The sequence below is a fragment of the Streptomyces lunalinharesii genome (assembly GCF_039532155.1).
GTDB classification, from domain to species: Bacteria; Actinomycetota; Actinomycetes; order Streptomycetales; family Streptomycetaceae; genus Streptomyces; species Streptomyces lunalinharesii.
Map to the genome: position 1 here is coordinate 207,311 of NZ_BAAARK010000009.1, position 24,315 is coordinate 231,625.

Consider the following 24,315-nt stretch of genomic DNA (forward strand, 5'->3'; position numbering starts at 1 on the left):
CCGAGCACGAGAACCTCACGGCGCCCGGCGGCTCATGAGGCGGGCCTGTTCACGCGGATCAGGGTCTGCTGACCGCTGGCGACGAGCTTCCGGCCGCCGTCGGCCTGGACGCCGTGGACCTCCAGTTGGCAGACGGTCAGGGTGCGTCCGGGCTTGAGGACGGTGCCGACCGCTTCGAGGTGGTCGCCGGCGGCGGGCGCCAGGAGGTTGATCTTGTACTCGACGGTGAGGACCTCGAAGTCCCCGTCGAACAGGGTGAGCGCGGCGTAGCCGCCGGCGCTGTCCGCGATGGCGCTGGTGGCCCCGGCGTGGACGTAGCCGTGCTGCTGGGACACCTCAGGGCGCGCCGGGAGCACGATGCGCACGTGGCCGGGGCCGATGTGAGCGAGGCGCGCGCCGAGATGGGACATCAGGCCCTGCTGGTCGAAGCTGTCCCGGACGCGCTTCTGCACTGCGGGGCTCGCCTGTTCCTGCTGCGTCCGGTCTTCCACGGGTGTGCTCTCCTTCGGGTCCGGGTTGGGTGGAGCGGGACGGGTTCTTCGGCCGGCCGGGCGTTCCACCAGCAGGAAGGCACCGATGGCGGTCATCATGGCACCGCCGGTGCCGGCCGGCCCGGGGCGGTGAGCGCGGCCGGTGACCCGCCACGCTCACCGTCCCGCTCCACCTCCCTTCTCCCGCGTCCCCGGGCCGTCTTCCAACCTCAGCGGAACGCGGCGACGTTGCGGTCGGCCCAGTCGGCGAAGGAGCGCGGGGCGCGGCCCAGGACCTGCTGGACGTGCGGGCTGACGCGCAGCTCGGCCGGGCTCGGGGAACCGAGGATGTCCAGTGTGTCGTCGGCGAGTTCCGCCGGCATGTTCTGGGTCATGCCGGCCTTGGCCTCCTCGCGGGTGAGTTCGTGGAACCTCACCGGCGAGCCCAGCGCGGTGGCGAGGGCCGCCGCCTGCTGGCGCGGAGTGATCACCTCCGGGCCGGTCAGCTCGTACGCGCTGCCGGTGTGCCGGTCCTCCAACAGGCAGGCCGCGGCGACCGCGGCGATGTCCGCCGGGTCGATGATCGGCACCCCGATGTCGCCGAACGGCGCGGCGACGAGCTGCTGCGCGCGGACGGACTCGGCCCACCACAGGGCGTTGGAGGCGAAGCCGCCCGGCCGCAGGATGGCCCACTCCAGGCCGGACGCCCGCAGGGTGTCCTCCAGCGCGCGCATCGCGGTCCGTGTGGTGCCGAAGGGCCTGGTCACCACGCCGAGCGTGGAGAGCAGGACGACCCGGCGGACCCCGCTGGCCGCGGCGGCGTCGATGAGGTCGGCAGGGTGGGCGCCCGTGGCGTGCAGGTCGCCCGAGAGCAGCAGGAACAGCGACTTCGCACCGGCCAACGTGGGCTTGAGCCCGGCCGGATCGGCCAGGTCGGCCACCACGTGGCGCACGCCGTCCGGCACCGCCGCCGCGTGCCGTGACACCGCCGTCACCTGCTCGCCCGCTTCGGCCAGCGCCTGCGTCAACGGCCGTCCGATGTTTCCGGTAGCCCCGGTTACCACGATCATGTTCAGCTCCTCGTCGGTTGTTCTCTGTGGGCTGCACGCTAGGACCGCAAGCTAACTATTGGTAAGGACGTACCTTTAGGTAAGGTCATGGCATGGTGGAAGGCGTGCAGCGTAGGCGAGTTGAGGCGGGCGAGCGGTATGACGTGTTTCACACGGACTGCCCCGCGCGCGATGTGGTCGATCACGTGACCAGCAGGTGGGGCATCTGGGTGCTGATCTCCTTGCGGAGCAATGACCTCCGCTTCTACGAGCTACGCAAGAGCATCCAGGGCGTCAGCGAGAAGATGCTCGCCCAGACCCTGCGCGCGCTGGTCCGGGACGGCCTGGTCTGGCGGGAGGTCGAGCCGACGACGCCGCCCCAGGTCACCTACGGACTGACCGAGTTCGGCCGCGAGGTCGGCGAGCCGCTGACGGTGCTGTTCGACCGCATCACGCAGCGGCTGTCACCGAGCGGCGCGGAATACGTGTGAAGCGGGGCCCGACACCGTCGGATCTCAGCTGCAGCTGCCTGGCGTGACGTCACCGCTGCCGGCCCGGGCCGCCAGGAGCTGCAGCTTGTCGTGGTCGGGGGTGTGGGCGGGGCGCTGTACGCGGTGAGGGGCAGGCCGGGTTGGGCGGGCAGCTCCATCGCTCATGGGGTTCAGGACGCGCAGCACACTGTCGGGCGGCGGCCCCCGAGCACGCCTGGCGCGGCGGACCGGACCAGGTCGTGCAGGTGGGCGCGTTCCAGGCGCACGTAGCAGTCGATGCTGACGCCCGCGAGCAGGGCGACCTCCTCGCGGCGCAGGCCCGGCACGCGCCGGCTGCCCCCGAAGGCAGGCAGTCCCGCCTGCTGCGGGTCGTGCGCGCCAGCGCCGGCGAAACCATCAAGTGCCCGGCCGGCGAAGCACACTGGCACGGCCCCACCGACACCCACTTCATGGCTCACCTCGCCCTCGTCGTCGGCGACGGCACCGGCGACTGACCACACGCCGTCGCCACAGGCGTCGCCCGAGGCGGGACGGTCACGGGCGACGCACGCACTTACCCATCGCCGTGAAGATGAGCACCCCCTCGTGCGGAGCCAACTCCGCCCGGAATTCCTCGGGGATCGGCCCAGGCGCGAGGGCGGCGATCCAATCACCCGACGTCAGCGAGGCGGACTCGCCCTTCTTCTTGTCGAGCTTCCAACCGCGTCGTTGGAGCCGTTCGGCAGCCGGCTCTGCCTGCTCCGTCGTGGGCACCTGGCGCGACAGACGCCAGGCGCTCACCATGCAGGAACCCGGCGTGTGGTGGGAGTTCATGTCCTTGTAGGTGCCGAGTCCGTCGCCGGCGGCGCGCAGGTCAGCGGTGACGTCCGCCCGCGACTTGCCCGGGTGCGGAGTCGGTGACACGGCACTGGAACGCGTCGCGGGCTCGGCCCCCGGGACGGACGTGTCAGCCGCGGTGCAGCTGGCCGTCGTCAGCACCGCCATCGCGCAAGCGACCGTCATTACCGCGGACCGTCTCACTCATCCCCCCAGCAGTGCACGATGCATGTGCTGTACGGCACATCCGAACGTGAGTGTGCCACGTTCGCCGACCGTCGCGCTCCCGCTCGATCCCGCCTGTCCCGGGCCGAGCCGAGGGGAGCCGCGCTCGCAACGGGCGGGCCCCGTCGGCACGGTACGTTCCACCGGCACGCTCGTCACCGTTGCCGAAGGAGACACCATCGTGAGTGATCGGACCGGGCTCGCCTGGATAGGTCAGTACAGCACCGCGGACAGGGACGGCAGCGTGCCGGGAATGCGTGGCGGGATCTCGCTGACCTGCGTCCGAGGCATGGAGAAGGACGAATTCCTGATCAACCTGGGCGCGGACCTGGACGAGTTGGCCGAACGGATCCCGTACCGGGAACTCGTCGCGTCGGGGGACGGACGTCCGGCCCGCGCCAACTACGCGATGTACGGGACGTGCGGCGAGTGGGTGTACGTGCTGGAGGACTGGGGGATGTCGACGTGGTCGACCGGTATCCACGAGGTCAAGTCGATGTGGCCGGGGCCGGGCGAGGAATTCGTCTGCGTGACGATGAACTGGTGGAGTCCTCCGTGCGTGACCCTCCATGTGCCTGGCGACGAACGTGTCTTCCGTGCCGAGTTCGGGGAGGACACCGGCGAGGGGTCCGCCCTGGATGCCGCACTGCGTGAAGCGGGCGCGTTGATCGGCCCCAGGCCGGACGGCGCCGTGGCGGAGGCGGAGCACGAGGAGCGCAGGGAGCGGCTCCCTGCGGCGGTGTTCCGCGCGGTCGGCGCCTACTGCGGGCTGTCGATCGACCAGGCCACCGTGGAGGCCGGCGAACTCCCGGCGGTTTTGATCCCCATGGTCTGAGACGAAGCCGCCAGCACGAGAGGGGCCTGGCGCCCAACCCCGATCACACCTGGGAGTTGGGGCCAGGCGCAGGCGAGCGAGCCGCGCATCGCGTCGCGGAGAAGTGCAACAACAAGCGGAAACGGGCGCCGGCCCGGAGCGCGACCCTCAGGTCACCGGCTACGCGACCGGCGGCCAACCGGGAAGAGAACTGGTGGTTTTGAGACTGTCGGATACCCCTAAATAGTGAATTGTGGGACCTTTACCTAGCCCGGGTGTGAGGACGGGACCACGCTGGAGCGGACAGGCAGACCGAGACCACCACGAACGAGGTGCTCATGCGTTCTACCGCGAAGATCTGGCGTGCCCTGACCGTCCTGGGCGTGGCGGCCGCCCTGACTCCGTCGACCGCCGCCTCCGCCGCCGCGCCTTCGGCCGCGCAACTGCCCGCGGAGGCCCGCGTCATGACGTTCGCCGGGAAGTGCCTCGATGTGCAACGGCGCAGCGATGCGAATGGCACGAGGGTCATCCAGTGGGCCTGTAACGGCGATTACAACCAGAACTTCAAGCTCGTGCCGGTGGTCGGGAAGCGCGGCAAGTGGGAGATCGTCACGTTCGCCCAGAAGTGCTTCGACGTGAACGCGGGCAGCAGGGCGAACGGTGCGGCGATCATCGAGTACACCTGCACCCACCGGGCCAATCAGCAGTTCAAAATCGTCTCCCGCGGCGGAGACTGGTACGAGTTCCAGACCTTCGCCGGCAAGTGCTTCGACGTGCAGGGCCGCAGCACGGCGAACCGGGCGGCGATCGTGCAGTACACCTGCAACCGGCAGCCCAATCAGCGGTTCAAGATCTGACCGAGGCCCGGAGCGGCCCGTAGCGACCGCCACAGTCACGTAGACGCGCGTTCCCTGTCGGGTGGGGTGGGTGACGGCAGGGGGCCGCGGGATGGGAGTTCGCCGTCCCGTATCCGCAGCTGAGGCTCTCGTTGGCGCCAGGTAGGCCGTTGGGGTGGGGTGTCTGCGCCGGTCGTGGTCGGGGCGGCCGGTCGATTGCGACGGCGATGGATCCGGCGCGTCGTCAACTGCTTGCGGTGTATTTCGTATTAGCCTCTCGTAACTGTACGAAGTCGCTATATCACGGATTGCATCCGTTCGGCCACCGGAGATGAAATGCACAAGCTTCAGAAGACCCTCGTCGTGTCCGTCGCCCTCGGCGGTTTCGCCTTCCTCGGCGCCGGCGCCGCCTACGCAGACGGCGGGCGGGGCGAGAACGGGTTCGACGTCAGGCAGGGCTCCCAGTGCCGGTCGCACGACGCGAACGTCGACGTCCTCGGCGAGGTCGGCATCCTCAACGGCGTGCTGGGCAACGCGCTCGGCGGCGAGGGCTCCCCGGGCGCGCAGAGCACGCGGATGGGCTCGTCCATGGGCTGCGACAACACCTTCGTCTTCAAGGCAGCCGACGAGGACCGGGGCAGGGGCTCGGAGGGTAGAGAAGGCCGGGGAGACGACGAGGACAAGGGCAAGGGCTCGGAGGGCAGGGAAGGCAACGGAGGCAAGGAAGCCAAGGGCGGCGCGGAAGGCCGGGAAGGCGGGGAAGGTCCGATCCGCGCGGTAGGCGGCGGCGACGGGGAGTAACACGGGAACCCGGCGTCCGCACCACAGTCCGGGCCGGGACACCGTTGGCCTCATCGGGGCCGGGCTGCGGGAGTCCGCTCGACCCACAGCCGCAACGAAAGGCCGCTGGCCGGGCTCCTCGGGGAGGCCCGGCCAGCGGTCGTAGTGCGTGGTGATGAGTGGTGATGAGTGGTGCGGCGGATGGAGCGCCGGCGGCGGCAGACGGCCGCGGCGCATCCGGAACGGCCGGGTGGCTACGGGGATCGCGTGCGTAGCGGGGGCTGGGCGCGCGGAAGCCAGTCGGCCGGGAGCGGCAGGGTCACCGCTTCGTCTTGTAGCCCATGACGGTCATCATCCCCGACTCCGAGTGGTAGATGTTGTGGCAGTGCAGCATCCACAGGCCGGGGTTGTCGGCGTCGAAGTCCACGGAGACCTTCTTGTCCGGCAGGACGATGGTGGTGTCCTTGCGGGGGCCGCCGTTGGGCAGCGCGAAGGTGTGACCGTGCAGGTGCATCGGGTGCCACATTTTGGTCTTGTTGTGGAAGGTGACCCGGACCCGCTCCCCGTGGTGCACGGCATACCGCTGGGTGTCCGTGTACGGCCGTCCGTTGATCGCCCAGTCCCAGTCCTCCATGGTGCCGGTGAGGTCCATCTTGATGGTGCGGTCCGGCTCGCGGTCCGAGAGCCGGACCGATGCCGCGGCCTTGAACTTGTCCGCGCTCAACCCACCGCTCCTGAGTTCCGTCGGGCGGATCTTCTCGTTGGGTGCGTCGCCGTCACCGGTGCGCAGGAGGGCCTGCGCGGTCTGGTTCTTGCTGCCCGCGGAGAGCGCGGTGAGCGGGAAGACGCCGTCCTTCGCCGTGACCAGTACGTCGAAGCGCTCGCCCATCGCGATGAGCAGGCTGTCGGTCGTCTTGTGCTTCACCGGGTAGCCGTCGGTGTGCGTCACGGTCATGTTGTGACCGCCGAGCGCGACGCGGTAGGCGGTGGCGGCGGCCGCGTTGATGAGGCGGATCCGGATGCGGTCGCCGGGTTTGGCGCGGAAGGTCTCCCGGTCCCTGGCCGCCCGGCCGTTGATCAGGTGGAACGGATGGTCGATGCTGTCTGAGGGGTCGTCGGACAGCAGGTGCCTGGCACGCCTGTGCCACCGGGACGCGGCGGCCGCCGCCGACCGGCCGCTGTGCCCTTGCATGCCGCCGTGGCCGCTGGCCCCACCGGGCTTGTTCTTGTTCAGCTCGGCCAGCATCGCGTCCGGAGTCATTCCGTCGACCCCGTCGAGCCAGTCATCGATCATGACGACCCACTCGTGGTCGTACGCGAGGGGCTCGCGGGGGTCCTCGATGATCAACGGCGCGTACAGCCCGCGGTCGAGCTGCACGCCGACGTGCGGATGCAGCCAGTGCGTGCCGGGCCTGGTGACCGCGAAGGTGTAGTCGAAGGAGCGGCCGGCCTTCACGCTGCGCTGGGTGATGTCGGGCGAACCGTCCATGTCGTTGCGGATCTGCACCCCGTGCCAGTGGATGGTGGTGGAGTGCGGGAGACGGTTGTGGAAGCTCACGGCGACCTTGTCACCCGCGTCGACCCGGATCTCCCTGCCGGGCAGCCGGTCGCCGTAGGCCCAGGTGCTGACGATCCGGCCGCCGATGTCGAACTTGGCCGCGCTGGCGGTCATCTTGAAGCGGCGTACGGGGCCCGACCCCCGGTGCCGCTCCGTCTTGATGACCTCAGGGCCGTGCGGAGAGACGTAGTGGGACGCGGTGTCGTGGCCGTGGGGTCCCGGCGAGCCGGGGCCGTCGTGCGAGTCAAGGGGGTGCGGAGCGCCGCGGAAACGATGCCTGCCGCTCTTGGTGTCCAGGGCGGCGGCCCCGGTGGCCAGCAGCCCGCTGCCGGCGGCGGCGATACCCGCGCCGAGCAGGGCGCGTCTGGAGTGTGTGGGCATGGGAAAGCACCTCGTGGCGATCGTGTCGGTGTGCTGGGTGGTCGGCGAGGGGGCGCTGCCTGGACTGCCTGGGCCTCAGCGGCGGGGCGCGTTCCTCCACGCGCAGCACCGACAGTCGGGGGAGGAGTTCCTGGCGCGGCGGCGGACGTATGAGCCACCGTCCGCACGGCCGGACACCGCCCGCACGGCCGGCCGCCGGGCCGCAACCCGGTCGGGCTGAGTACGAGCCGACGCCGGAGCAGGAAGCCGGCCGCCGGAAAGCGCACACGGCCCGCCAGGCAGGGGCGGAGCCCATGACGCGGCCGTCGGTGTCCGTCACCGACCGGCTGACTTCCTGGCGTGCCGTCATGCCGTCATGCTCAGACACGTCTTGGCGTGTCGTCATGCCGTGATGAGCCATCCGGGCCGCAGTCGCGAGCGAGGGGGCAACCGGGCGGACCGACTGCCGGTGACTCGTGCCCGGCGCGTCCGGGCGGCGCACGTGCTCGTGGTTCCGCTCGGTGAGGTTGGGTGACTGGGCCCGCTTGTCAACGGGGTGGGACTGCCGCCGCGCCGGGAGCAAGCGGCATGTCGGTGGGCCGATCGCACGCCGAGGCCGCAGGATTGACCGGGTGAGAACAGGCAGTCCCCGCACCCCGGCGGGCAGAGCCGTGGAACGAGGAAACCAGACGAGGTCCGCCATGCCCGTACACCGCGTCGGACTGGTCGCCCACCAGGGCCGGGACGCCGCCCGGGAAGCAGCCGGCGTCGTGCACGCCTGGTGCGCGGCGCACGAGGTCCCCTGCACCGAGATCGACGTCTGGTCGGCGGACCAACACCGCCGCTCCGCGCGCGAGGAGGCCCGTGCGGCCGGCGACCCCGACCTGGTCGTCACCCTGGGCGGGGACGGGACCTTCCTGCGCGGCGCCCGGATCGCCGTGAAGACCGGCGCCACCGTGCTCGGCGTCGACCTGGGCAAGGTCGGATTCCTCACCGAAGTGCCGGCCGCCGATATCGCCACCGCCCTCGATGCCGTCCACGCCGGCCACGCCCCGGTCGAGGAGCGCATGACGCTGACCGTGCGCGCCTCCCGCCTCCCGGAGGTGCCCGCCGAACTGGAGTCCTCCTTCTGCTACGGACGAGGCCCGGCCCTGCCGCCACCGCAGACGCGGCCGGAGAGCACCGCGGGCGACGGCTGGGGTCTGCCGTTGGACGTCAACGCCCTGAACGACGTGGTGGTGGAGAAGCTCGCCCGGGACCACCAGGTCGGCGTCGGCGTCTACATCTCCGGCAGGCTGCTGGCCGCCTACTCCGCCGACGGCCTCGTGGTCGCCACGCCCACCGGCTCGACCGCCTACAGCTTCGCCGCCGGCGGCCCCGTGCTCTCCCCGCACATGGACGCGGTCGTCTTCACCCCGATCGCCGCCCACATGACCTTCAACCGCACCGTCGTCGCAGCCCCCGACGAACCGGTCGCGCTGCGCATCCTGCCGCACTCCGGCCGCGCCGCGGTCAGCATCGACGGCCAACTCCGGGGCGTCCTCGACCCGGGCGACTGGATCGGCGTCTACCGCGCCCCGCAACGCGTGCGGCTCGTCCGCCTCCAGCCCACCGACTTCTACGGACGTCTGCGGGAACGCTTCCGGCTCACCGACGCACCCGCCACCGCGACCGACGGAGAGTCCGCCCCGTTCTTCCGCCCCGACTCCTGCGTCCCCCCGGACCTGGCGGGCCTGCGCCTGCCCCCTCCCACCGCGGCGCGCTGAGCCCCTGTGCCTTGGAAGGCTGAAAGCGTTGCCGCCGAAGGCTGTTGACCAGTAGGTTCGCGCCCGTCATGAGGACGCGAATGCTGAGGTTCGGCCTGTACGTGTCGCCGGGGCCGTGCGCGATTGGAAAGGCCGACCGTAGGTCGTCGTCACAGGCGTTGCGCCAGGACCCCTGAGGACCGTCCCGTAAGACGTGCTCCGGCTGACGGTGGCAGGGCGTGGCTGCACAAGTCGGTGGCAGGTCGAACGGCGGTAGGGGACTATCGCGAGTGCACGGCCCGTCTCTCGCCATACGCACTCGAACTCGTTGCGGTGTTCAGCGGTGCGGTGCCGTGCTGACGACGGATCGATGCTCGGCCTGGCCTTTCCGTGCCTGGCCGGAGAGGACGCGCGTGTCACTCGCTCTTGAAGATCGCTTGGCCATCACCGAACTGGTCTCGTTGCATGGTCACCTTGTTGACGACGGAAGCCTTGACCGGTTGGAGGAGTTGTTCACCTCCGATGTCGTCTACGACCTCACCGACTTCGGTCAGGAGCCGCTGTACGGGGTGACGGCCGTCCGAGAAGCGGCATGGACGCTGGGATCCGGTAACCCGGTCGCGCATCACGTCACCAACGTCGTCGTCACGGCGTCGGCAGACGGCCGGGTGCAGGTCCGATCCAAGGGTCTGGGCATCAAGGCGGACGGCTCCTGCGGTTCCGTCTCCTACGACGACACCGTCGTGCGCACCGCTGACGGCTGGCGGATCAGCCATCGAAAGGTATCGCCGCGCCGCACTCCCCTGGGCGGGCTGACGAAGCCCGGCTGATCAGGCATGTCTCGTCTGCTCCTGGCCGGTGCGGGCAAGGGCGAGGTTGTGCAGGCGGGCGATGCCGAGCATGGCGTGACTTTGCCCAGTGAATGGGAAACGGGCTGGAGCTTGCGTCAGCGGCGTGTGTAGGGGGCCACCAGCACCGCCGAGGCGAAGGCGCGGCGCTTGATCTCCTCCAGGGTCTTGGCGGGCGGCGTGCTGCCGTCGAAGGAGGCGGGCATCGGTGCGTGGAGCGCATACAGCGTCAGTTGGTACCGGTGGGTGCTGCCGTGGGGCGGGCACGGTCCGTCGTAGGTGGCCTCACCGAAGTCGTTGAGTGCCTCTCGGGCGCCTGGGAGAAGCTGGTGGGCCGTGATTCCGTGGGCACTCGGGCGGATTCCGAGCTGGAGCCAGTGGATCTTGTGGACATCGAGGTCGACCATGGTCAGGGCGAGTTCCCGGGTTCCGGGCGGCACGTTGGCGAAGTTCAGACCCGGCGAGTGATCCCCCGGATCGTCGCAGGTCATGAGCGGGGTGAACGCTCCGGTGCGGTCGAATCCCGGTCCCCGGGTGAGGGTGAGGGGCCCGGCGGGCGCAGTGGTGGTGGGTGTGGTGGCCGCGGAGGACTGGTGCGCGCCGGGGGCCGGTTCCGACGTGCCGGAGCAGGAAGCGCACGCCAGCAGTGCCGCCGTGGCCGCGACGGTTACCAGGGTCGGGTGTCCTCGCATGCCGCCCACTGTAGAGAGGCGGGTGCGGAAGACGCGTCATCCACGCTGGTCCGCCGCCTGTGGCGTACGAGCGTCAGTCCCCGGTTCCGGTCAGGGAACGGTCGTCGATGCCTTGCGAGGGGGGCTGCTGCTCGGCGTCGCGGATGGCGCGGGCGGCGTTGATGAGTCCGATGTGGCTGAAGGCCTGGGGGTAGTTGCCGAGTGCTTCTCCGGTGGTGGGGTCGGTCTCCTCGGCGAGCAGGCCGACGTCGTTGGCGTGTGCGAGAGCGGACTGGAACACCTGCCGGGCACGGACGACATGACCGGTCAGGGCGAGGGCATGGGCGAACCAGAAGGTGCAGAGCAGGAAGGTTCCTTCCGCCTCCTCGATCTCGTCGCCGAGGTAGCGGCGGACCAGGCCGTTGCGGTCGGTGAGTTGGGTGGCGACGGCGAGCACGGTGGACTGGACGCGGGGGTCCTGCGGAGGCAGGAAGCCGACGATGGGCAGCATCAGCACCGAGGCGTCCAGTTCGTCACTGCCGAACGCCTGGGTGAAGGCGCCCGCACGGGTGCTCCAGCCGCGCTCTTCGATGGCTTGCCGGATGTTGTCCCGCTCGTGGCGCCAGTGGGGTACGCGTTCGTGGGCCTGGAGGGCGGGGGCCATGGTGATGGCGCGGTCCAGGGCGACCCAGCACATCAGCTTCGAGTGCAGGAAGTGTCTGCTCGGTCCGCGCCTCTCCCAGATGCCCTGGTCGCGCTCGGCCCAGCGACGGGCGGCCGTGTCGGCCACCTGGACCAGGAAGGCGCGGGTGGGCGGGTCCAGACGCTCGCCGGGCGGGAGGCACTCGTGGGCGGCGTCGAGGATTTCGCCGTAGACGTCGAGTTGGCGTTGGCGCCAGGCGTCGTTGCCGATCCGAACGGGGCCGCTGTTGCGCCAGCCGGTCAGGTGGGGCACGAGCCGCTCGCTCAGATCACGTTCTCCGCCGATGCCGTACATGATCTGCAGGTCGGCGCCGCGGTCGAGTTGGGTCGCGGCGGCCCGGGCGAGGAAGCCGAAGAACCGGTTCTTCTCCTTCTCGCAGGCGGCCGTGGCCAGCGCTTGCAGGGTGAAGCTCGCGTCGCGGATCCAGGTGTAGCGGTAGTCCCAGTTCCGCATCCCGCCCGTCTTCTCGGGCAGGGAGGTGGTGGCCGCGGCGACGATCGCCCCGGTGGGGGCGAAGGTCAGCGCTCGCAGCACGCGTCCGCTGTGCGCCACCTCGTCCTGCCAGGGGCCGACGTAGCCGCGATGGAGCTTCGACCAGGAGCGCCAGCCCGTGACGGTGTCGGACATGCGGCGCCGGATCCGCCCTGCCCGCCAGCCCACCGACTCCCGTTCCCACGCCGGCACGACGTGCAGGGCGAACCCGAGGCGCTGCCCCGCCGAGAGCGGGATCCGGCCGTGCGCCGTGGAACCGCTCACCCGCAGGTCGACGGGACTGGACAGCAGTACGACATGGGCGCCCCCGTAGGCCGCGAGCCCGCCGCGCACGGCCGACAAGAGTGGGTGGACGAGTCCGAACTCCGGGCGCGGCGCGTAGGCGATCTCGATGTCCACCCGCCCTTCGGTGCAGGTGATCTGCCGCAGCAGCGTTCCCGGGGAAGCGGTGCCCAGCGCGTGCCCACGTTCGCGCCGTCCCAGGGCGAGGGCATCCCGCAGGACCGCCGTGCCCCCGGTCGTGCGGAAGACCGTCTCCAGAACGAGGGTGTCCTCGACGTAACGGCGGCTGATGTCGACCGGACCGGTGACAGGGCGGACGGACCAGTGGCCGGCGTCCTCGTCCAGGAGCCGGGCGAACACCGCCGGGCTGTCGAACCGGGGCATGCACAGCCAGTCCACCGAGCCGTCGGAGGTCACCAGCGCGGCCGAGCGGCAGTCGGACAGCAGGGCGTGGTCACCGATCGGCCGCGTACTCATGCGTGCCCGCCCGTCCACGTCGGGTCGGACGCGGCCCGGCCGGGACGACGTGAGCCGTCGCCTGCGCCGTGCCCCGCGTTCGGCGTCCGGCCGGCGTACTCGGTGTCTCCCCACTGCAGCGTGACGAGGCGGCCCCGCGTCATCAGCGAGGTCCCGAGGCGGAGTTCCGACGGCCGAGGGCGAGGAAGCGCCGGAGGCCGTACGTCCACTGGTCGGTGACGCTGAGGGCAAGGTCCTCGGCGACCCTGTGGAGCGCCGGTGCTCCCAGACGCGCCCAGGGAAACGGCGGGCTCTCGTGGCCGTGGAGGTCTTCGAACCGGGCGGTGCAGCGCTCCTCGACGTCGTCGGGGTCGACCTCGACGAGGAGCAGCGCCGTCGGGGCGGTGAGCTGGAGACAGCGGCCCAACAGGGCGCGCGGGTCGCCCCCGATGCCGATGTTGCCGTCGATGAGCAGGACGGTCTGCCAGCCGCCCTCGGCCGGCAGCCGGTCGAACACCGATCTGCACAGGGCGATGCCGCCGCGAGCGAGGGTATGGGCCACCGCGTGGGGAGCCACGTCGACGCCGAGCGCGAAGACTCCGCGGCCCAGGAGCGCTCCGCACAGCCGACCCGGCCCGCTACCGACGTCCAGAACGGGGCCCACACAGCGCGCCAGTACGGATTCGTCGGCCAGGGCGGGCTGCCCGTACCAGCAGTGCACCGGCATCCGGATCCGGCGCCCGTCCGCCAGCCGCAGGTACACCGGCCCGTGGCCGGCCCGCGGGGCGAGCGCGTAGAAGTCTCCCCCGGCGCGGGGCGAGCCGTGCCCGTCGGTCGTCATGACGCGGCGTCGTGACCCGGTGCAGGTCGTTCCTCGTCGGCGCGGGCGGCCCGCCGGACCCGGCGGAGCTTGAGGGCGAAGGCCACGGCGGAGGCGGCGAAGAGCACAGCGGTGACGGCCAGCCACCGGCCGAGGTAGACGTCCATGGACAACCGGGTGGCACCCGGGTACGGGGTCGACAAGGCGAAGATGAGGGGGAACCAGACGAGCAGCAGCACACCGGAGAGAAAGGCGGGCACGCGCAGGTAGTTGATCCACGGCGGGTGCGGCATGCGGGGGGCGCGATGCTGCAGGACGGCGTGGGCCGACAGGTCGGCGAGCGAGTACAGGGGCAGCAGGATCAGGTCGTGCAGGATCGCCGCGCCCACGAACCAGATCGCGACCTCAAGGGGGCGGACGGCGAACAGGCGCACCAGGGCGTAGCCGGTGAGGGCGAACGAGGCGATCAGGACGAGGAGATGGAGGGGGCTGGAGCCGTACCAGCGGACGAAGCGCGCCATGGTCAGGTCCTGAAGGTGAGCCGGTGCACCCACTTGGTGTTGTTCACGCCGGGGTTGGCCGGGACGATGACGCGGGCCGGGTAGCCGTGGTCGAGTGAGAGGTCGGCGCCGTTGACGCGCAGGGCGAGCAGCGAGCGCGGGTCGTGGATCTGGTTGCCCCGTAGCACCACCGAGCTGTAGGGGCCGGGGGGTTGGACGGACTCCACCAGGACGCTTCCGGCGTCGGGGAGGCCCGCCAGGGCGGCGAGGTCGGCCAGCCGGAGGCCGCTCCAGTGCTGGTCGGCCGTGGACCACCCCTCCACGCAGGCGATCGGCAGTGCGGCGGCGTGCTGGGGCATCGCGAGGAGCTGCGCGCGGGTGAGGACGTGCGTCGGGCCGGGGCCGTGGATCTCCAACCGCCAGCCGGGGCCGACGTGCGCGGGGATGATGCCGACGGAAGCGGCCGTCTTGTTGATCTGGAAGTCGGTCGGGCGGCCGCCCGGAGTCCGGTTGTGCGGAGCGAGCAGGGCGGTGCCGCGCAGCCAGCCGCCGATGCTCTGTCCCGCGGTGGCCACCAGCAGGAGCAGTGATCCGCCTCCCACCATGGCGAGCGCGCCGCGCCGGGTCATCGTCGGCGGGGCGGGAGCGACCGCGACCAGGCCGTCGGGGTCGGGGGGCTCGGGCCGGGTGTTGGCGAGGTCGGTGCGCAGTTCCGCGGCCAGACTGCGGGAGCGCAGGGCACGGGTCATCCGGCCGAGCCTGAGGCAGACGTGGACGACGAACGCGGCGATGAACACCCAGGCGCCGTAGAAGTGCAGGGTGTAGAAGGAGCCGGGAAAGACGTAGAAGAGCTGGATGTTGCTGATGCCGGTGACGAATTCGAAGATCACCCCGCCGACCAGCATGAGCAGGGACAACCGCTCCAGTCCGTGGGCGAGGGAGCGGACCGGCAGCCACTCGAACAGTTTCGGGATCACCGACCACAACTTGGCCAGCAGCACGGGCACCAGGACCACCCCGAGCGTCACGTGCACGCCCTGGGTCAGCCGGTACAGCCAGTAGGGATGGGTGGGCCAGGCGAAGAGGTAGAAGCCCAGCAGGCCCTTGTCCGGGGTCTGGTCGTTGAGGCGGTCGAGTCCCGGGTTGTAGGAGGCGTAGGAGAGCATCCCGGTGACGAAGATCAGCGGGATGCCGATCAGCAACACCAGGCCGAACACGGACGTCAGCCAGGGCCCGCGGAGGGGACTGCGCCAGAAGTCGGGACGGAAGGGCCCTGGGGGCGGGGGAGTCCGCTCAACCCGCCGCACGAGGGCCCGAGCACGAGCGGCCCCCTGGGTGACCCGCGCCGCCGCGGCAGCGCGAACGCGCTCGCGGCGCCCCTGCACTTTGCCCTCGTCCGCTCTCGGGCGTCGCGGCTCGCCGGAGCCCGGGGCCGGCGGTCGTCCGCCACTGTCCATCGGCTGCCTCCTGTGTCCCGGGCCGACTCCCAAAGGGGTGGACCGAACCCCCACCGCGGTGTCGGCCCGTCAGATCGTCGGCTACAAACTGGCACAGATCGGGCCGGCTTTCGGCGTCCGTCATGCCTGCGGACGCCCATCGCCAGCCGAACGGTCGAACCGGCGCTCCGCACGGTTCGACGGGGCGCCCGGTGAGCTCTACAGTGCGGCCGCGACATACGGCACGGTGCCCGCGGCAGCGACGGCGGGCCACTCCCATGGGCCACCTGTGAGTGGGGCGGAGCTTGGTAGTGCAACTGGTACTGCGACGGTCTCCGGCGTGATGTCGTTGCCGTAGAGGTACCGGGCGTCCCGCTGAGTACCGAGTACAGCTGGCCTTCCAGTTCTTTGTTGTACGGGCGCAGCCTGGTTTTGGGGCAGTGAAGCGGCCGTCCCTGACGCTTCGAGATGTCGAGTAACGAAGCGTGCAGGAACGGCCGTTGGGCATGAGCGTCCCTGTTGATGTTCGTGCCGCCGAGCGCTTGAGGTGCTGTCCCGCCGCAGGCCACGTGGGGGCGAGCCCGGCGGGACGGCCCCGGCGGGACGGCCCCGGCGGGGCCGTCCCGGAGGGGAAGCCGCGATGACTGGATCGTCACCGATCGGTGTGCCGCTCGACGTTTCGACGCCTGACGGGTTCGCGGTGGTCGCTTCCCCGGGCGTCGGGCGGTCGCCGGCTGCACGCGCCGCGTTACGCGGCCTCGGCGATGATCCGCTCCACTGCCTGGGAGTGAGGCCGGAAGACGTCGAGGAGGCCGATGGCGCGCAGGACGGGAGTGAGTTCCCGCATCTGCGTGACGACGGCCGCGTACTCGGGAGTGCCCTCGGTGAGGTCGTCCAGTCGTAGGGCGTTGGCGACGAATGCGGCCACCGAACCCTTGCGGACGGTCAGCCCGTTGATCGCGGTCGAGTCGATGCCCTCGGGCAGGACATCTTCCGGGCGCACGACGGGCTGGTGCTGGTGCTGGTGCGAAGACGAATGCGACATGACTGTCCTTTGCGTGCTTGATGTACGTGCTTTCTGCACGCAGTTACGGTAGCAAGGCTCCGTGCTTTTTGCACGTATCATCGAGGGGTGAGTAAAACGACACGTGACAGCGCGTCCGCCGCCCGCGTGGCCGCAGCCATCGGGGCGCTGACCCTGCGCGCCACCCGTGCCGGGCTCTACGGCCGGTTGACCTCCGGGGTGGAGGGCGTGGACGCCACGACCTACCCGGTGCTGTCCGGGCTCGCCCGCGTCGGGCCCGTCACCGCCACCAAGCTCGCCGAGGTGATCGGGATGGACCGCACCGTCACCACCCGCTACGCGACCAGGTTGCAGGAGGCCGGGCTGGTCGCCCGTCGTCCCGACCCCGCTGACGCCCGTGCGACCAGGCTGGTCCTCACCGTTGAGGGCGAGCGGGCGGTCACGGCGTTGCGCGGGGCGATGGAGTCGTTCGTGGCAGAGGAGATGGCGACGTGGCCGTCGGGTGAGGCCGCGGCCTTCGCCGTGCGCCTGGAACGTCTGACGCAGTCGCTCGCCCAGGGCGAGGCGGACCGTTCGCGCTGATGCGGGTCACGGGCTCCGCCTCGCAGTCACTTCAGTGGGCAGGAGGCGGTATCGGTGACCGCTTGGACGCTCACCGCCCGCCACCTGGTAGTTGGCCTGCTTGCCCGGTGCGCCGCAGTGCTGGTGAGTGACCGCGACTGACATCTTCCCGCCGTTGGGGAGTGGCGCGTCATCGATCGCCCAGGCGTCAGGACCGGTCGGCGGGACCATGCGCTCCGCGATCCGCTTGCGCCTCCGCGCCTGTACGCGCACCCGCAGCTGCACTTGCACCGGATCTCACGTCGACTGGCTGACGAACTGCCGCGCAGGTTCTGCAAGTAGCGGTCTCCCTTGGGGCGCTGGTCCCGACGTGGCGCCGTGGCGAACGCGTCCGCCACGAACTCCCTACGCGGGCCGTTGGGTTGTCGTATGTCCGTCCACTCGGCATGCTCCCCGCGACCACGATCGGGGTGGCGTGACGGAGTCCTGCTAGCCGACTGGCTCCTTGGTCTGGGGAAGGCCGGCGATGATCAGTTCGAGGGCGAATTCGAAGCGCTGGTCGAAGTTGTCCGGGCTGACGTGGGGCAGGACGGCGGCCAGGGCCGGGTAGGTGTCGGCCGGGACCTGTTCGGGTGGGAGTGTCGGTGCGCTCTCCTGGGCGGCCTGTTGTTCCTGTGTGAGGCCCAGGGTCAGGTAGAAGACCGACCAGTGGGTCCACGCGGCCGTGCGCGGCGAGTGGTCGGCCGCCAGCAGGGTGGCGATCACGGTGTCGGCGTAGCGCAGCGTGCACGGCTCGGCGGCGTAGACGCCCGCGACCATTCTGGCGGCGTCGCGGTGTGAGAGGAGCGCCGCACGGCAGCGGCGGCTCAGTTCCTTGAACCGGTCGGGGAACGCCTCGGGCAGCGGCTCGTCCAGGCAGTGTGCGAGGAGTTCGTCCGAGGCCAGTTCGAGCAGGCGGTTCTTGCTAGAGGCGTGCCAGCGGACGGTGTTGTGCTGCACGCCGAGCCGAGTCGCGACGGCGCGCATGGTCACCCCGTCCAGCCCGTGCTCGTCGAGGACCGCCAGCGTGGCGGCGACGATCTCGCCCTGTGTCGTACCCATTGGATGCGCCTTCCCGGTCGGCTTCCGCGCCCCTCTTGTCCAATGGACAATTCTAGGGCATGCTCACTCTTGTCCATTGGACAAGAGTGAGAGGGAGTGGTTGTCATGCTCGACGTGCTCATCGCCGGGGCCGGCCCGGTGGGGCTCTGGCTCGCCGCGGAGTTGCGCCTGCAGGGGGTGGAGGTGGCCGTCGTGGAACGCCGGGCGGCACCGGACGGACGGTCGCGCGCGGTCGGCATGCAGGCCGGCACGCTGGACACCTTCGCCACCCGCGGCCTCGCGCAGCGGTTCATCGAACGCGGCACCCCGGTGCCCACCGGCCACTTCGGGGCGGCGACCACCCGGCTGGACTTCTCCACCGTCGGGGCGGTCCACCCCTTCATGCTGGCGCTCGGTCAGTCCGTCACCGAGCAACTCCTGGAGGAGCACGCGGTCGCCGTGGGCGCCCGGGTGTTGCGCGGGGAGGAGGTCGTCTCGCTCACCCAGGGGCCGGACGCCGTCGAGGTGGTGATCCGGGCCGGCGGCGCCCACCGGACGGTGCGGGCCCGCTGGGTGGTGGGTTGTGACGGCACCCGCAGCGCGGTACGGCAGGCGGCCGGCATCGACTTCCCCGGCCAGGGCGCCACGCTGACCGGGTGGCTCGCCGACGTGGAACTGGACGATCCGCCCACTGCACCGCTCGCCGCCACCGGGCCGGCCGGGTCGTTCCTGGCGGCCCCGATCGGCGACGGCGTCCACCGGCTGGCGGGGCTCTCCACGGCCACCATGCACCGTGGGGTCGGCGAACCGCTGACCCTGGAGGAGGTGCGCGAGCAGACCCGCACGCTGCTGGGACGGGACCTGGGGATCCGCAACCCCCGGTGGCTGTCGCGCTACGGCAACGCCACCCGCCAGGCCGCGCGGTACCGGGCCGGACGGGTCCTGGTGGCCGGGGACGCGGCGCACATGTTCTTCCCGGCCGGTGGGCAGGGCATGAACGTCGGCATCCAGGACGCCACCAACCTGGGTTGGAAGTTGGCCGCCACCCTCCAGGGTCGGGCGCCCGACGGACTGCTCGACAGCTACGACACGGAGCGCCGGCCGGCCGCCCGCGCCGTCATCGACAACACCCGTGCGCAGCTCGCCCTGTTCGCCGCGGCGAGCCCGGAGCAGATCGCCCTGCGCGAGGTCTGGTCCGCCGCGCTCGCCGAACCGCAGACCAACCACCAGTGGGCCCGCCGGATCGCCGGCTTCGACGACCCGGGCCCGGCCGACACCACACCCGGCGCGCACCCGCTGAACGGCACCCGACTGGCCGGCCTCGCCCTGGACGGAGCCGACGCACCCACCGCCCACCCGTTGATGCACCACGGCCGACCGCTGTTGCTGGACTTCGGCGGGACGCGGACACCGTGCCTGACGGATGGCCTGGAGCAGCGGGCGGAAACCGTCAATACCGAGGCGGCGCACGGGATCTGGCGGAGTGTCACATCAGTCCTGATCCGGCCGGACGCTCGGATCGCCTGGGCCAGCACCGACCTCGACCCGCAGCGCCGGGCCGCGGACTGCCTCGCCGCCCTGCGCACCCTTTGCCGCTGAACGCCGCTCGATGAGCCCACCCGCCGGCTCCGCTCGGCTGGCCACGCTCACCTGAGACAGGCAGCCTTCCTCGACTGGCTGGACTGGCACAACCACCATCGGCTCCACACCGGCATCAGTGGCTCCACACCGGCATCAGCTGCCATAAAACAGCCGCCACACCGCACCCTCCAGCCGCGTCGCCAACCTGTCGGGACAACACGCCTGGTGCATTGCGCCAGGGCGTTTTCTGGGGTTCAGGAGACCCGGATGTTGGCCTCGGTGATCGATGAACTGGACATGAGTGTGTCGGTGATCTGCTCCAGCGAGGCCCGTGTCCGAACCTCCATGGCCGTGCGGGCCGCAGCAGGATCACGCTCACGGATGGCATCCAGAATCGCGTGTCGCTCATGTGCTGCCGAAGCGGAGAAGGGCAGCGACTTCAGAGTGATCCGCAGGATGCGTTCCAGCTCGTCGAAGACCCGGGTGATCGACTGCGCCAGCATGTCGTTACCGCACCTGTTGGCGATGATCGTGTCGAACTCCAGGTTGGCGCGCAGGAAGGCGTCGACGCTCGCCGCGTTGCCCAACTCGTAACTGGCTTCGAGGAGTTCTTCCATCCGGGCGAGATCATCGGCCGGACAACCGAGCTTGGCTGTGAGGCCGGCGGCTTCGGTTTCCAGCAGTTGCCGGAACGCGCAGAGATCCCGTGCCCCCTTCAGGGTCACAGGCAGGATGCGGTATCCCGAGCGTGGCAGTGCCTGGACCAGCCCGTCGCGCTGCAGTCGAGTCAGGGCTTCCCGCACCGGCATCGCGCCGGCCCCGGCCAGATGTGTCAGGGTCGACTTGGTGACATGGGCGCCTGGCTCCAGCTCGAGTTCGATGATCCGCCGCTTGATCGCAAGGTAAGCGCGTTCGGTGGCGGTCAGGCTGGGGTGGTCTGCGCTGAGAAGGGCGGGCAGGTACTTCACGCACCCATCCTACGGATCTGGTATCTCAGTGAGAAAATCTTGGATCCTGGTGGATGGTGGATGGCGGATGGCGGATGGCGGATGGCGGATGGCGGGGGGGGAAGGGGGAGGGAGGAGCGAAACTCTGCTCGCCAACGGCCCCGTGTCCCCTGGCGCAGCGGCCTGTTGCCACCGCTCTTCTGTCTTGCTTTCTTGCTTTCGTGCTTGGTCCCGCTGTCGGCGTTTTCCCCCGTAGGCGTCGCGGGTGCGCAGTCGAATCCGTCGGCCTGGGGATGGCAAAACACAAGGGCCCGGGACGGGGGATCAGGCCGCCGTCGTCGTCTGCGTGGCAAAAGTGTCTGCTATCTGCGCAACCCACTCCGGATTCTCAAGTGGCGGGTAATGCCCGATGTCAGGCACCCGCAGCAATCGTGCCATCGAGCCCATTTCCGCGACCGTGTCATCGACCAACTGATCCTGTACGAAGAAATCGTCGGTGCCCTGCACGAGCAGGACCGGGCACCGCACGTCGCCGAGCCGGCCGCGCAGATCGTGGGAAGCCCACGCCTGACCGTCGAACTGCCCAGCCTGCTGGGAAGTGCTGCGCTGAAGCCACCGAAGCTCGACTTTCTGCTCGGATGTCAGCTTCTTGCTCGCCGAGGCCACCGCCGCATACTCAAGGTGATCCGTCCAGCCGGCATCGGGCGCGCTCGTCCGACCTGCCAGCAACGCAGCGGCCTCGGCCGACAGCGGTGTCCACGATGCTGCTTGCATCGCGACGACCCCTCGATAGCTGTCTCCATGGTGAGCGGCAAGATCCAGTGCCGTCAGACCTCCGACAGAGGCGCCGAGCACAAACGGCGAGATTCCCGGCAGCACCGTGCGCACGAACGCGTGCACGAACTCGGCGTGGTCGTGAATGGAAGTCCCCGGCTGCCACTGCGCCGGGTAGGAACGGCAGTGCCCGGGGAGATCGGGGGCGATCGCGCGATATCCGCGTTCGGCGAGCAACGGCAGAAGGTGCCTGTAGACCCGCGAGTCGGTGGCCCCCGGGTGAATACACACGATCGGGATGCCGTCCCCGGCCTCGTCGAAGTAGGTACGTGCACCGTTGACCGCGACGTAGCGGCCGGTGATCGGTTCGAAGATCGTCATTGCTCAAGTCCTTGCTGGCCACATGCCGAGATCCTTGGCCGCGCGGTAGCAGCCTGGCGCCAGTATCCTCATGAGATCTCTGTAAAGCAATCTGAGATCTCAGATCCTGACCTGGCTCGCCACCTACCCCGTGAACGTGCCGATGTGCGCGGCGATTCGGTCGGGGACCTCCAGCGGTGACAGGTGGCCGGTATCGGCGAGTTCGGTGAGGGTGGCGGTGGGGATCAGGGGCAGGAGGTGTTCGCGCAGGACCTGGGGCGGGTCCACCTTGTCGTTGTCGCCGGCCAGCACCAGGACGGGAACGTCGATCGAACCGACCCGGTCCGCGAAGTCCTCGACCAGCGCCTGCCGCGGCCACGCCAGGCGCGCCACCTCGCCCGCTCGGAGACTGTCCTCATGGACCTGTTGGCGTGCGGCGGCGGTCAACCCGCCGTTGGTCAGGGCGAGATCGATGCTCCGGTCGATGGTGTCGTGGTTGTCGTAGGCGTGCGCCAACGCTTCCTGGAACTCGGGCGTCACCCCGACCGGAGCAGGCGGAGCGGGGGCGACGAGGACCACGCCCTTCAGTCCGGCGGGGCGTCGGGCGGCCAGTACCTGGGCCACCTTGCCGCCCATGGAGTGGCCCACCAGGACGTACTCGTCGTACCCGAGGGCGTCGATGACGCGCTCGGCGTCGTCAGCCAGCTGCTCGATGCCGTAAGGGCCAGGCACCTCCGCGGACCCGCCCCAGCCGCGGTGGTCGTAGGCGACGTACGCCTGGGCGGGGTCGAGGTGTTCGATCACGCGCTGCCAGGTGCGATGGGAACCACCCCAGTAGTGGAGGAAGACCAGCGCCGGGCCGGCACCCGTACGGACCTGTCCGTGGACCCGCCCGTTCTCCACGTCGAAGTGCCTTGCGATCGGGGGGTGTGGGGCCATGGCGGTCCCTCACTCTCCCCAGGGGCAGGCGGCGGCAGTGCGTTCCAGGCTGGTCACGCCGTCGGCCCGGCGTTCGCGGAGGAGTTCGCCGCCGAGCGCGTAACGGGGAGCCGCGGCGTCCGACCGGGCGGCCCGCTCCACGATCGCGTCGACGAGTGAGCGGACCATGGCCAGGCGGGGGTAGGCCGCGTGGATCTGCTGCTCCCATCGGGAGACGATCTGCGCGTGGCGCCCGAAGTCGATGCCCACGCCCTCGCGGGTGAGGTAGCTCAACAGTCCGCGGCGCTCGGCGATGCCGGGGGAGGTGTGCAGGGCGATCGCCTCCCACACGCGGTCGACGTCCGCTTCGGGGACCTGGTGTTGCCGCAACAGGCTCGCCGCCAGGTCCGCGCCTTCCACCTCGAAGCGGGCTTTGCCCGTCGCGAGGTCGCCGGTGCCCAGGTCGTGCAGAACGGTCGCGGCGAACAGCAGGTCACGGTCGTAGGCGGCGTCGTCCAGACAACCTTCGTGGGCGGCGAGGAGTTGGGCGAAGAAGAAGCTGCGCAGGCTGTGATTGGCCACCGACGGGTTCTCGGAGGTCCGCACGGTGGCGAGGATGGCCTCGGCCAAGGGGCCGGTGGGCAGGTCGAGTGAGAAGTCCATGGCGGCAGGCTACGAAGCAGGTCGTCGCCGTCGACAGTGGCACGTGGGCCATGCATCGCTAGGATCGTGCCATGTCGACCGTCGAAGGGCACCGCATCGCGGTGCTGGCGCTTCCAGGAGTTCTCCCGCTGGACCTGGGCATACCGGTGCAGACCTTCGGGATGGATCCGCACTACCAAGTCACCGTCTGTGCCGATCCGGCAGCCGGGCCGGTCCTCAGCGGTGGGTTCACCGTCGCCGCACCGGCCGGGCTGGAGGCGTTGTCGGCCGCCGACACCGTGGTCGTCCCCGGCTACGAGGACCCGCACGCCCCGCCTCCTGCTGCGGCACTGTCGGCGATCCGCTCGGCGCACGCGCGCGGAGCCCGGCTGGTGTCGATCTGTACGGGGGCGTTCGCGCTGGCTGCCGCCGGGCTGTTGGACGGGCGCCCCGCAACGACCCACTGGCGGGACACCGCCGTGCTACAGCGCCGGTACCCGCGGATCGACGTCCGGCCCAACCAGCTCTACGTCGACGACGGCGACGTCCTCACCTCCGCGGGAGTGACCGCAGGCATCGACCTGTGCCTGCACATCGTCCGCAGCGACTACGGTGCCGCGGCCGCCAACGCCAGCGCCCGGGTCCTCGTCGCCCCGCCCCAACGTGCCGGCGGCCAGGCGCAGTTCATCGACCGCTTCCGCCCGGCCAGCCGCGGTGAGGATCTCGCACCGGTCCGTACCTGGATGCTCGACCATCTCGGCGACCGTCAGACCGTGGACGAGCTGGCCCAGCGCGCGCACATGTCCCGGCGGACGTTCATCCGGCGTTTCCAGCAGGAGACGGACACCTCGCCGATGGCCTGGCTGACCGCCGCCCGCATCGACTGGGCTCGCGAACTGTTGGAAACGACCACGGCGCCCGTCGAACAGGTCGCCCGCCTCAGCGGTCTGGGCAGCCCCGCCGCCTTCCGGGCCGCCTTCCACCGCCATGTCGGCACTTCCCCCGCGGCCTACCGGGCCACCTTCCAGGCATGAGACCCGGGTGCCTTTCCACCACCGTGGCCTGTGGCAGGAGGG

The 24,315-nt window shown here is 70.5% G+C and carries 24 protein-coding genes and 2 pseudogenes; 9 read left to right on the top strand and 17 right to left on the bottom strand.

Features of this window, described 5'->3' with window-relative positions:
* Positions 1 to 32: 32 nt before the first annotated feature.
* Together ABD385_RS16930 and ABD385_RS16935 are read right to left on the bottom strand one after the other, a co-directional pair.
* Positions 33 to 491 (bottom strand): PaaI family thioesterase, encoded by a 459-nt coding sequence (locus tag ABD385_RS16930; RefSeq protein WP_344576527.1) that lies wholly within the window; start codon positions 489 to 491, stop codon positions 33 to 35.
* Positions 492 to 700: 209 nt separating this feature from the next.
* Complete coding sequence (locus tag ABD385_RS16935) at positions 701 to 1,540, bottom strand: SDR family oxidoreductase (RefSeq protein WP_344576529.1); 840 nt, start codon at positions 1,538 to 1,540, stop codon at positions 701 to 703.
* A gap of 92 nt (positions 1,541 to 1,632) precedes the next feature.
* Between ABD385_RS16935 and ABD385_RS16940 the strand changes: the two genes are divergently transcribed.
* Entirely contained in the window at positions 1,633 to 2,010 is a 378-nt protein-coding gene (locus ABD385_RS16940; protein WP_344576531.1) for a winged helix-turn-helix transcriptional regulator, read from the top strand.
* Between the two features lie 156 nt (positions 2,011 to 2,166).
* Here ABD385_RS16940 and ABD385_RS16945 read toward each other — a convergent pair.
* Together ABD385_RS16945 and ABD385_RS16955 are read right to left on the bottom strand one after the other, a co-directional pair.
* Positions 2,167 to 2,432 (bottom strand): annotated as a pseudogene (locus ABD385_RS16945) (hypothetical protein); the annotation flags it as partial.
* A 112-nt stretch (positions 2,433 to 2,544) separates the two neighbouring features.
* Entirely contained in the window at positions 2,545 to 3,012 is a 468-nt protein-coding gene (locus tag ABD385_RS16955; protein WP_344576533.1) for a hypothetical protein, read from the bottom strand.
* Between the two features lie 220 nt (positions 3,013 to 3,232).
* On the opposite strand from ABD385_RS16955, the gene ABD385_RS16960 reads away from it, so the two are divergent.
* The 3 genes from ABD385_RS16960 (at position 3,233) to ABD385_RS16970 (ending at position 5,502) form a co-directional block, all read left to right on the top strand.
* A complete protein-coding gene (locus tag ABD385_RS16960) occupies positions 3,233 to 3,886 on the top strand; it encodes a hypothetical protein (RefSeq protein WP_344576534.1) in 654 nt (217 codons plus the stop codon).
* A 317-nt stretch (positions 3,887 to 4,203) separates the two neighbouring features.
* Positions 4,204 to 4,722, top strand: a complete 519-nt coding sequence (locus tag ABD385_RS16965; protein ID WP_344576535.1) for an RICIN domain-containing protein — start codon at positions 4,204 to 4,206, stop codon at positions 4,720 to 4,722.
* A gap of 315 nt (positions 4,723 to 5,037) precedes the next feature.
* Positions 5,038 to 5,502: a hypothetical protein gene (locus ABD385_RS16970; protein WP_344576537.1), complete on the top strand. Its 465-nt coding sequence runs from the start codon at positions 5,038 to 5,040 to the stop codon at positions 5,500 to 5,502.
* A gap of 298 nt (positions 5,503 to 5,800) precedes the next feature.
* Here ABD385_RS16970 and ABD385_RS16975 read toward each other — a convergent pair whose 3' ends face one another.
* Positions 5,801 to 7,420, bottom strand: a complete 1,620-nt coding sequence (locus ABD385_RS16975) for a multicopper oxidase family protein (RefSeq protein WP_344576538.1) — start codon at positions 7,418 to 7,420, stop codon at positions 5,801 to 5,803.
* 680 nt (positions 7,421 to 8,100) lie between these two features.
* Here ABD385_RS16975 and ABD385_RS16980 point away from each other — a divergent pair.
* Together ABD385_RS16980 and ABD385_RS16985 are read left to right on the top strand one after the other, a co-directional pair.
* The gene (locus ABD385_RS16980; RefSeq protein WP_344576539.1) at positions 8,101 to 9,165 is read left to right on the top strand and encodes an NAD(+)/NADH kinase; all 1,065 of its coding nucleotides are present in this window, start codon (positions 8,101 to 8,103) and stop codon (positions 9,163 to 9,165) included.
* Between the two features lie 392 nt (positions 9,166 to 9,557).
* Positions 9,558 to 9,974 (top strand): nuclear transport factor 2 family protein, encoded by a 417-nt coding sequence (locus ABD385_RS16985; protein WP_344576641.1) that lies wholly within the window; start codon positions 9,558 to 9,560, stop codon positions 9,972 to 9,974.
* A 116-nt stretch (positions 9,975 to 10,090) separates the two neighbouring features.
* Here the strand turns inward: ABD385_RS16985 and ABD385_RS16990 are convergent, their stop codons facing one another.
* The 6 genes from ABD385_RS16990 to ABD385_RS17015 form a co-directional block, all read right to left on the bottom strand.
* Positions 10,091 to 10,684: a YbhB/YbcL family Raf kinase inhibitor-like protein gene (locus ABD385_RS16990; protein ID WP_344576541.1), complete on the bottom strand. Its 594-nt coding sequence runs from the start codon at positions 10,682 to 10,684 to the stop codon at positions 10,091 to 10,093.
* A 73-nt stretch (positions 10,685 to 10,757) separates the two neighbouring features.
* Positions 10,758 to 12,617, bottom strand: a complete 1,860-nt coding sequence (locus ABD385_RS16995) for a glycoside hydrolase family 15 protein (RefSeq protein WP_344576542.1) — start codon at positions 12,615 to 12,617, stop codon at positions 10,758 to 10,760.
* A 142-nt stretch (positions 12,618 to 12,759) separates the two neighbouring features.
* The gene (locus ABD385_RS17000; RefSeq protein WP_344576544.1) at positions 12,760 to 13,437 is read right to left on the bottom strand and encodes a class I SAM-dependent methyltransferase; all 678 of its coding nucleotides are present in this window, start codon (positions 13,435 to 13,437) and stop codon (positions 12,760 to 12,762) included.
* On the bottom strand, positions 13,434 to 13,937 hold the full coding sequence (locus tag ABD385_RS17005; RefSeq protein WP_344576546.1) for a hypothetical protein: 504 nt from the start codon (positions 13,935 to 13,937) through the stop codon (positions 13,434 to 13,436). Before ABD385_RS17005 ends, ABD385_RS17000 begins: the two co-directional genes overlap by 4 nt.
* Before the next feature lie 2 nt (positions 13,938 to 13,939).
* Positions 13,940 to 15,133: a molybdopterin-dependent oxidoreductase gene (locus tag ABD385_RS17010; RefSeq protein WP_425585417.1), complete on the bottom strand. Its 1,194-nt coding sequence runs from the start codon at positions 15,131 to 15,133 to the stop codon at positions 13,940 to 13,942.
* A 967-nt stretch (positions 15,134 to 16,100) separates the two neighbouring features.
* Positions 16,101 to 16,397: a hypothetical protein gene (locus ABD385_RS17015; protein ID WP_344576549.1), complete on the bottom strand. Its 297-nt coding sequence runs from the start codon at positions 16,395 to 16,397 to the stop codon at positions 16,101 to 16,103.
* A gap of 87 nt (positions 16,398 to 16,484) precedes the next feature.
* Between ABD385_RS17015 and ABD385_RS17020 the strand changes: the two genes are divergently transcribed.
* Complete coding sequence (locus tag ABD385_RS17020; protein WP_344576550.1) at positions 16,485 to 16,958, top strand: MarR family winged helix-turn-helix transcriptional regulator; 474 nt, start codon at positions 16,485 to 16,487, stop codon at positions 16,956 to 16,958.
* Positions 16,959 to 16,987: 29 nt separating this feature from the next.
* Here the strand turns inward: ABD385_RS17020 and ABD385_RS17025 are convergent.
* Both ABD385_RS17025 and ABD385_RS17030 read right to left on the bottom strand, forming a co-directional pair.
* Positions 16,988 to 17,368 (bottom strand): annotated as a pseudogene (locus tag ABD385_RS17025) (transposase); the annotation flags it as partial.
* A 58-nt stretch (positions 17,369 to 17,426) separates the two neighbouring features.
* A complete protein-coding gene (locus ABD385_RS17030) occupies positions 17,427 to 18,038 on the bottom strand; it encodes a TetR/AcrR family transcriptional regulator C-terminal domain-containing protein (RefSeq protein ID WP_344576551.1) in 612 nt (203 codons plus the stop codon).
* 105 nt (positions 18,039 to 18,143) lie between these two features.
* Between ABD385_RS17030 and ABD385_RS17035 the strand changes: the two genes are divergently transcribed.
* Positions 18,144 to 19,616, top strand: a complete 1,473-nt coding sequence (locus tag ABD385_RS17035; protein WP_344576552.1) for an FAD-dependent monooxygenase — start codon at positions 18,144 to 18,146, stop codon at positions 19,614 to 19,616.
* A gap of 236 nt (positions 19,617 to 19,852) precedes the next feature.
* Here the strand turns inward: ABD385_RS17035 and ABD385_RS17040 are convergent, their stop codons facing one another.
* The 4 genes from ABD385_RS17040 to ABD385_RS17055 form a co-directional block, all read right to left on the bottom strand.
* Positions 19,853 to 20,566 (bottom strand): GntR family transcriptional regulator, encoded by a 714-nt coding sequence (locus tag ABD385_RS17040; protein WP_344576553.1) that lies wholly within the window; start codon positions 20,564 to 20,566, stop codon positions 19,853 to 19,855.
* Between the two features lie 303 nt (positions 20,567 to 20,869).
* Complete coding sequence (locus tag ABD385_RS17045) at positions 20,870 to 21,700, bottom strand: alpha/beta fold hydrolase (RefSeq protein ID WP_344576554.1); 831 nt, start codon at positions 21,698 to 21,700, stop codon at positions 20,870 to 20,872.
* Between the two features lie 123 nt (positions 21,701 to 21,823).
* Positions 21,824 to 22,618, bottom strand: a complete 795-nt coding sequence (locus ABD385_RS17050; RefSeq protein WP_344576555.1) for an alpha/beta fold hydrolase — start codon at positions 22,616 to 22,618, stop codon at positions 21,824 to 21,826.
* Positions 22,619 to 22,627: 9 nt separating this feature from the next.
* Positions 22,628 to 23,260, bottom strand: coding sequence for an HD domain-containing protein (locus tag ABD385_RS17055; RefSeq protein ID WP_344576556.1), 633 nt, complete (start codon positions 23,258 to 23,260; stop codon positions 22,628 to 22,630).
* Between the two features lie 71 nt (positions 23,261 to 23,331).
* On the opposite strand from ABD385_RS17055, the gene ABD385_RS17060 reads away from it, so the two are divergent.
* Positions 23,332 to 24,273 (top strand): GlxA family transcriptional regulator, encoded by a 942-nt coding sequence (locus tag ABD385_RS17060; RefSeq protein ID WP_344576557.1) that lies wholly within the window; start codon positions 23,332 to 23,334, stop codon positions 24,271 to 24,273.
* The last annotated feature ends 42 nt before the right edge of the window (positions 24,274 to 24,315 follow it).

Bases quoted from the DNA above. Each gene is read 5' to 3' on its own strand.
- ABD385_RS16935 (WP_344576529.1), bottom strand. From the start codon at position 1,540: ATGATCGTGGTAACCGGGGCTACCGGAAACATCGGACGGCCGTTGACG.
- ABD385_RS16965 (WP_344576535.1), top strand. From the start codon at position 4,204: ATGCGTTCTACCGCGAAGATCTGGCGTGCCCTGACCGTCCTGGGCGTG.
- ABD385_RS16975 (WP_344576538.1), bottom strand. From the start codon at position 7,420: ATGCCCACACACTCCAGACGCGCCCTGCTCGGCGCGGGTATCGCCGCC.
- ABD385_RS16980 (WP_344576539.1), top strand. From the start codon at position 8,101: ATGCCCGTACACCGCGTCGGACTGGTCGCCCACCAGGGCCGGGACGCC.
- ABD385_RS17055 (WP_344576556.1), bottom strand. From the start codon at position 23,260: ATGGACTTCTCACTCGACCTGCCCACCGGCCCCTTGGCCGAGGCCATC.
- ABD385_RS16995 (WP_344576542.1), bottom strand. From the start codon at position 12,617: ATGAGTACGCGGCCGATCGGTGACCACGCCCTGCTGTCCGACTGCCGC.
- ABD385_RS16990 (WP_344576541.1), bottom strand. From the start codon at position 10,684: ATGCGAGGACACCCGACCCTGGTAACCGTCGCGGCCACGGCGGCACTG.
- ABD385_RS16940 (WP_344576531.1), top strand. From the start codon at position 1,633: ATGGTGGAAGGCGTGCAGCGTAGGCGAGTTGAGGCGGGCGAGCGGTAT.
- ABD385_RS17035 (WP_344576552.1), top strand. From the start codon at position 18,144: ATGCTCGACGTGCTCATCGCCGGGGCCGGCCCGGTGGGGCTCTGGCTC.
- ABD385_RS17015 (WP_344576549.1), bottom strand. From the start codon at position 16,397: ATGTCGCATTCGTCTTCGCACCAGCACCAGCACCAGCCCGTCGTGCGC.
- ABD385_RS16970 (WP_344576537.1), top strand. From the start codon at position 5,038: ATGCACAAGCTTCAGAAGACCCTCGTCGTGTCCGTCGCCCTCGGCGGT.
- ABD385_RS17060 (WP_344576557.1), top strand. From the start codon at position 23,332: ATGTCGACCGTCGAAGGGCACCGCATCGCGGTGCTGGCGCTTCCAGGA.
- ABD385_RS17030 (WP_344576551.1), bottom strand. From the start codon at position 18,038: ATGGGTACGACACAGGGCGAGATCGTCGCCGCCACGCTGGCGGTCCTC.
- ABD385_RS17000 (WP_344576544.1), bottom strand. From the start codon at position 13,437: ATGACGACCGACGGGCACGGCTCGCCCCGCGCCGGGGGAGACTTCTAC.
- ABD385_RS17045 (WP_344576554.1), bottom strand. From the start codon at position 21,700: ATGACGATCTTCGAACCGATCACCGGCCGCTACGTCGCGGTCAACGGT.
- ABD385_RS17005 (WP_344576546.1), bottom strand. From the start codon at position 13,937: ATGGCGCGCTTCGTCCGCTGGTACGGCTCCAGCCCCCTCCATCTCCTC.
- ABD385_RS16955 (WP_344576533.1), bottom strand. From the start codon at position 3,012: ATGACGGTCGCTTGCGCGATGGCGGTGCTGACGACGGCCAGCTGCACC.
- ABD385_RS17050 (WP_344576555.1), bottom strand. From the start codon at position 22,618: ATGGCCCCACACCCCCCGATCGCAAGGCACTTCGACGTGGAGAACGGG.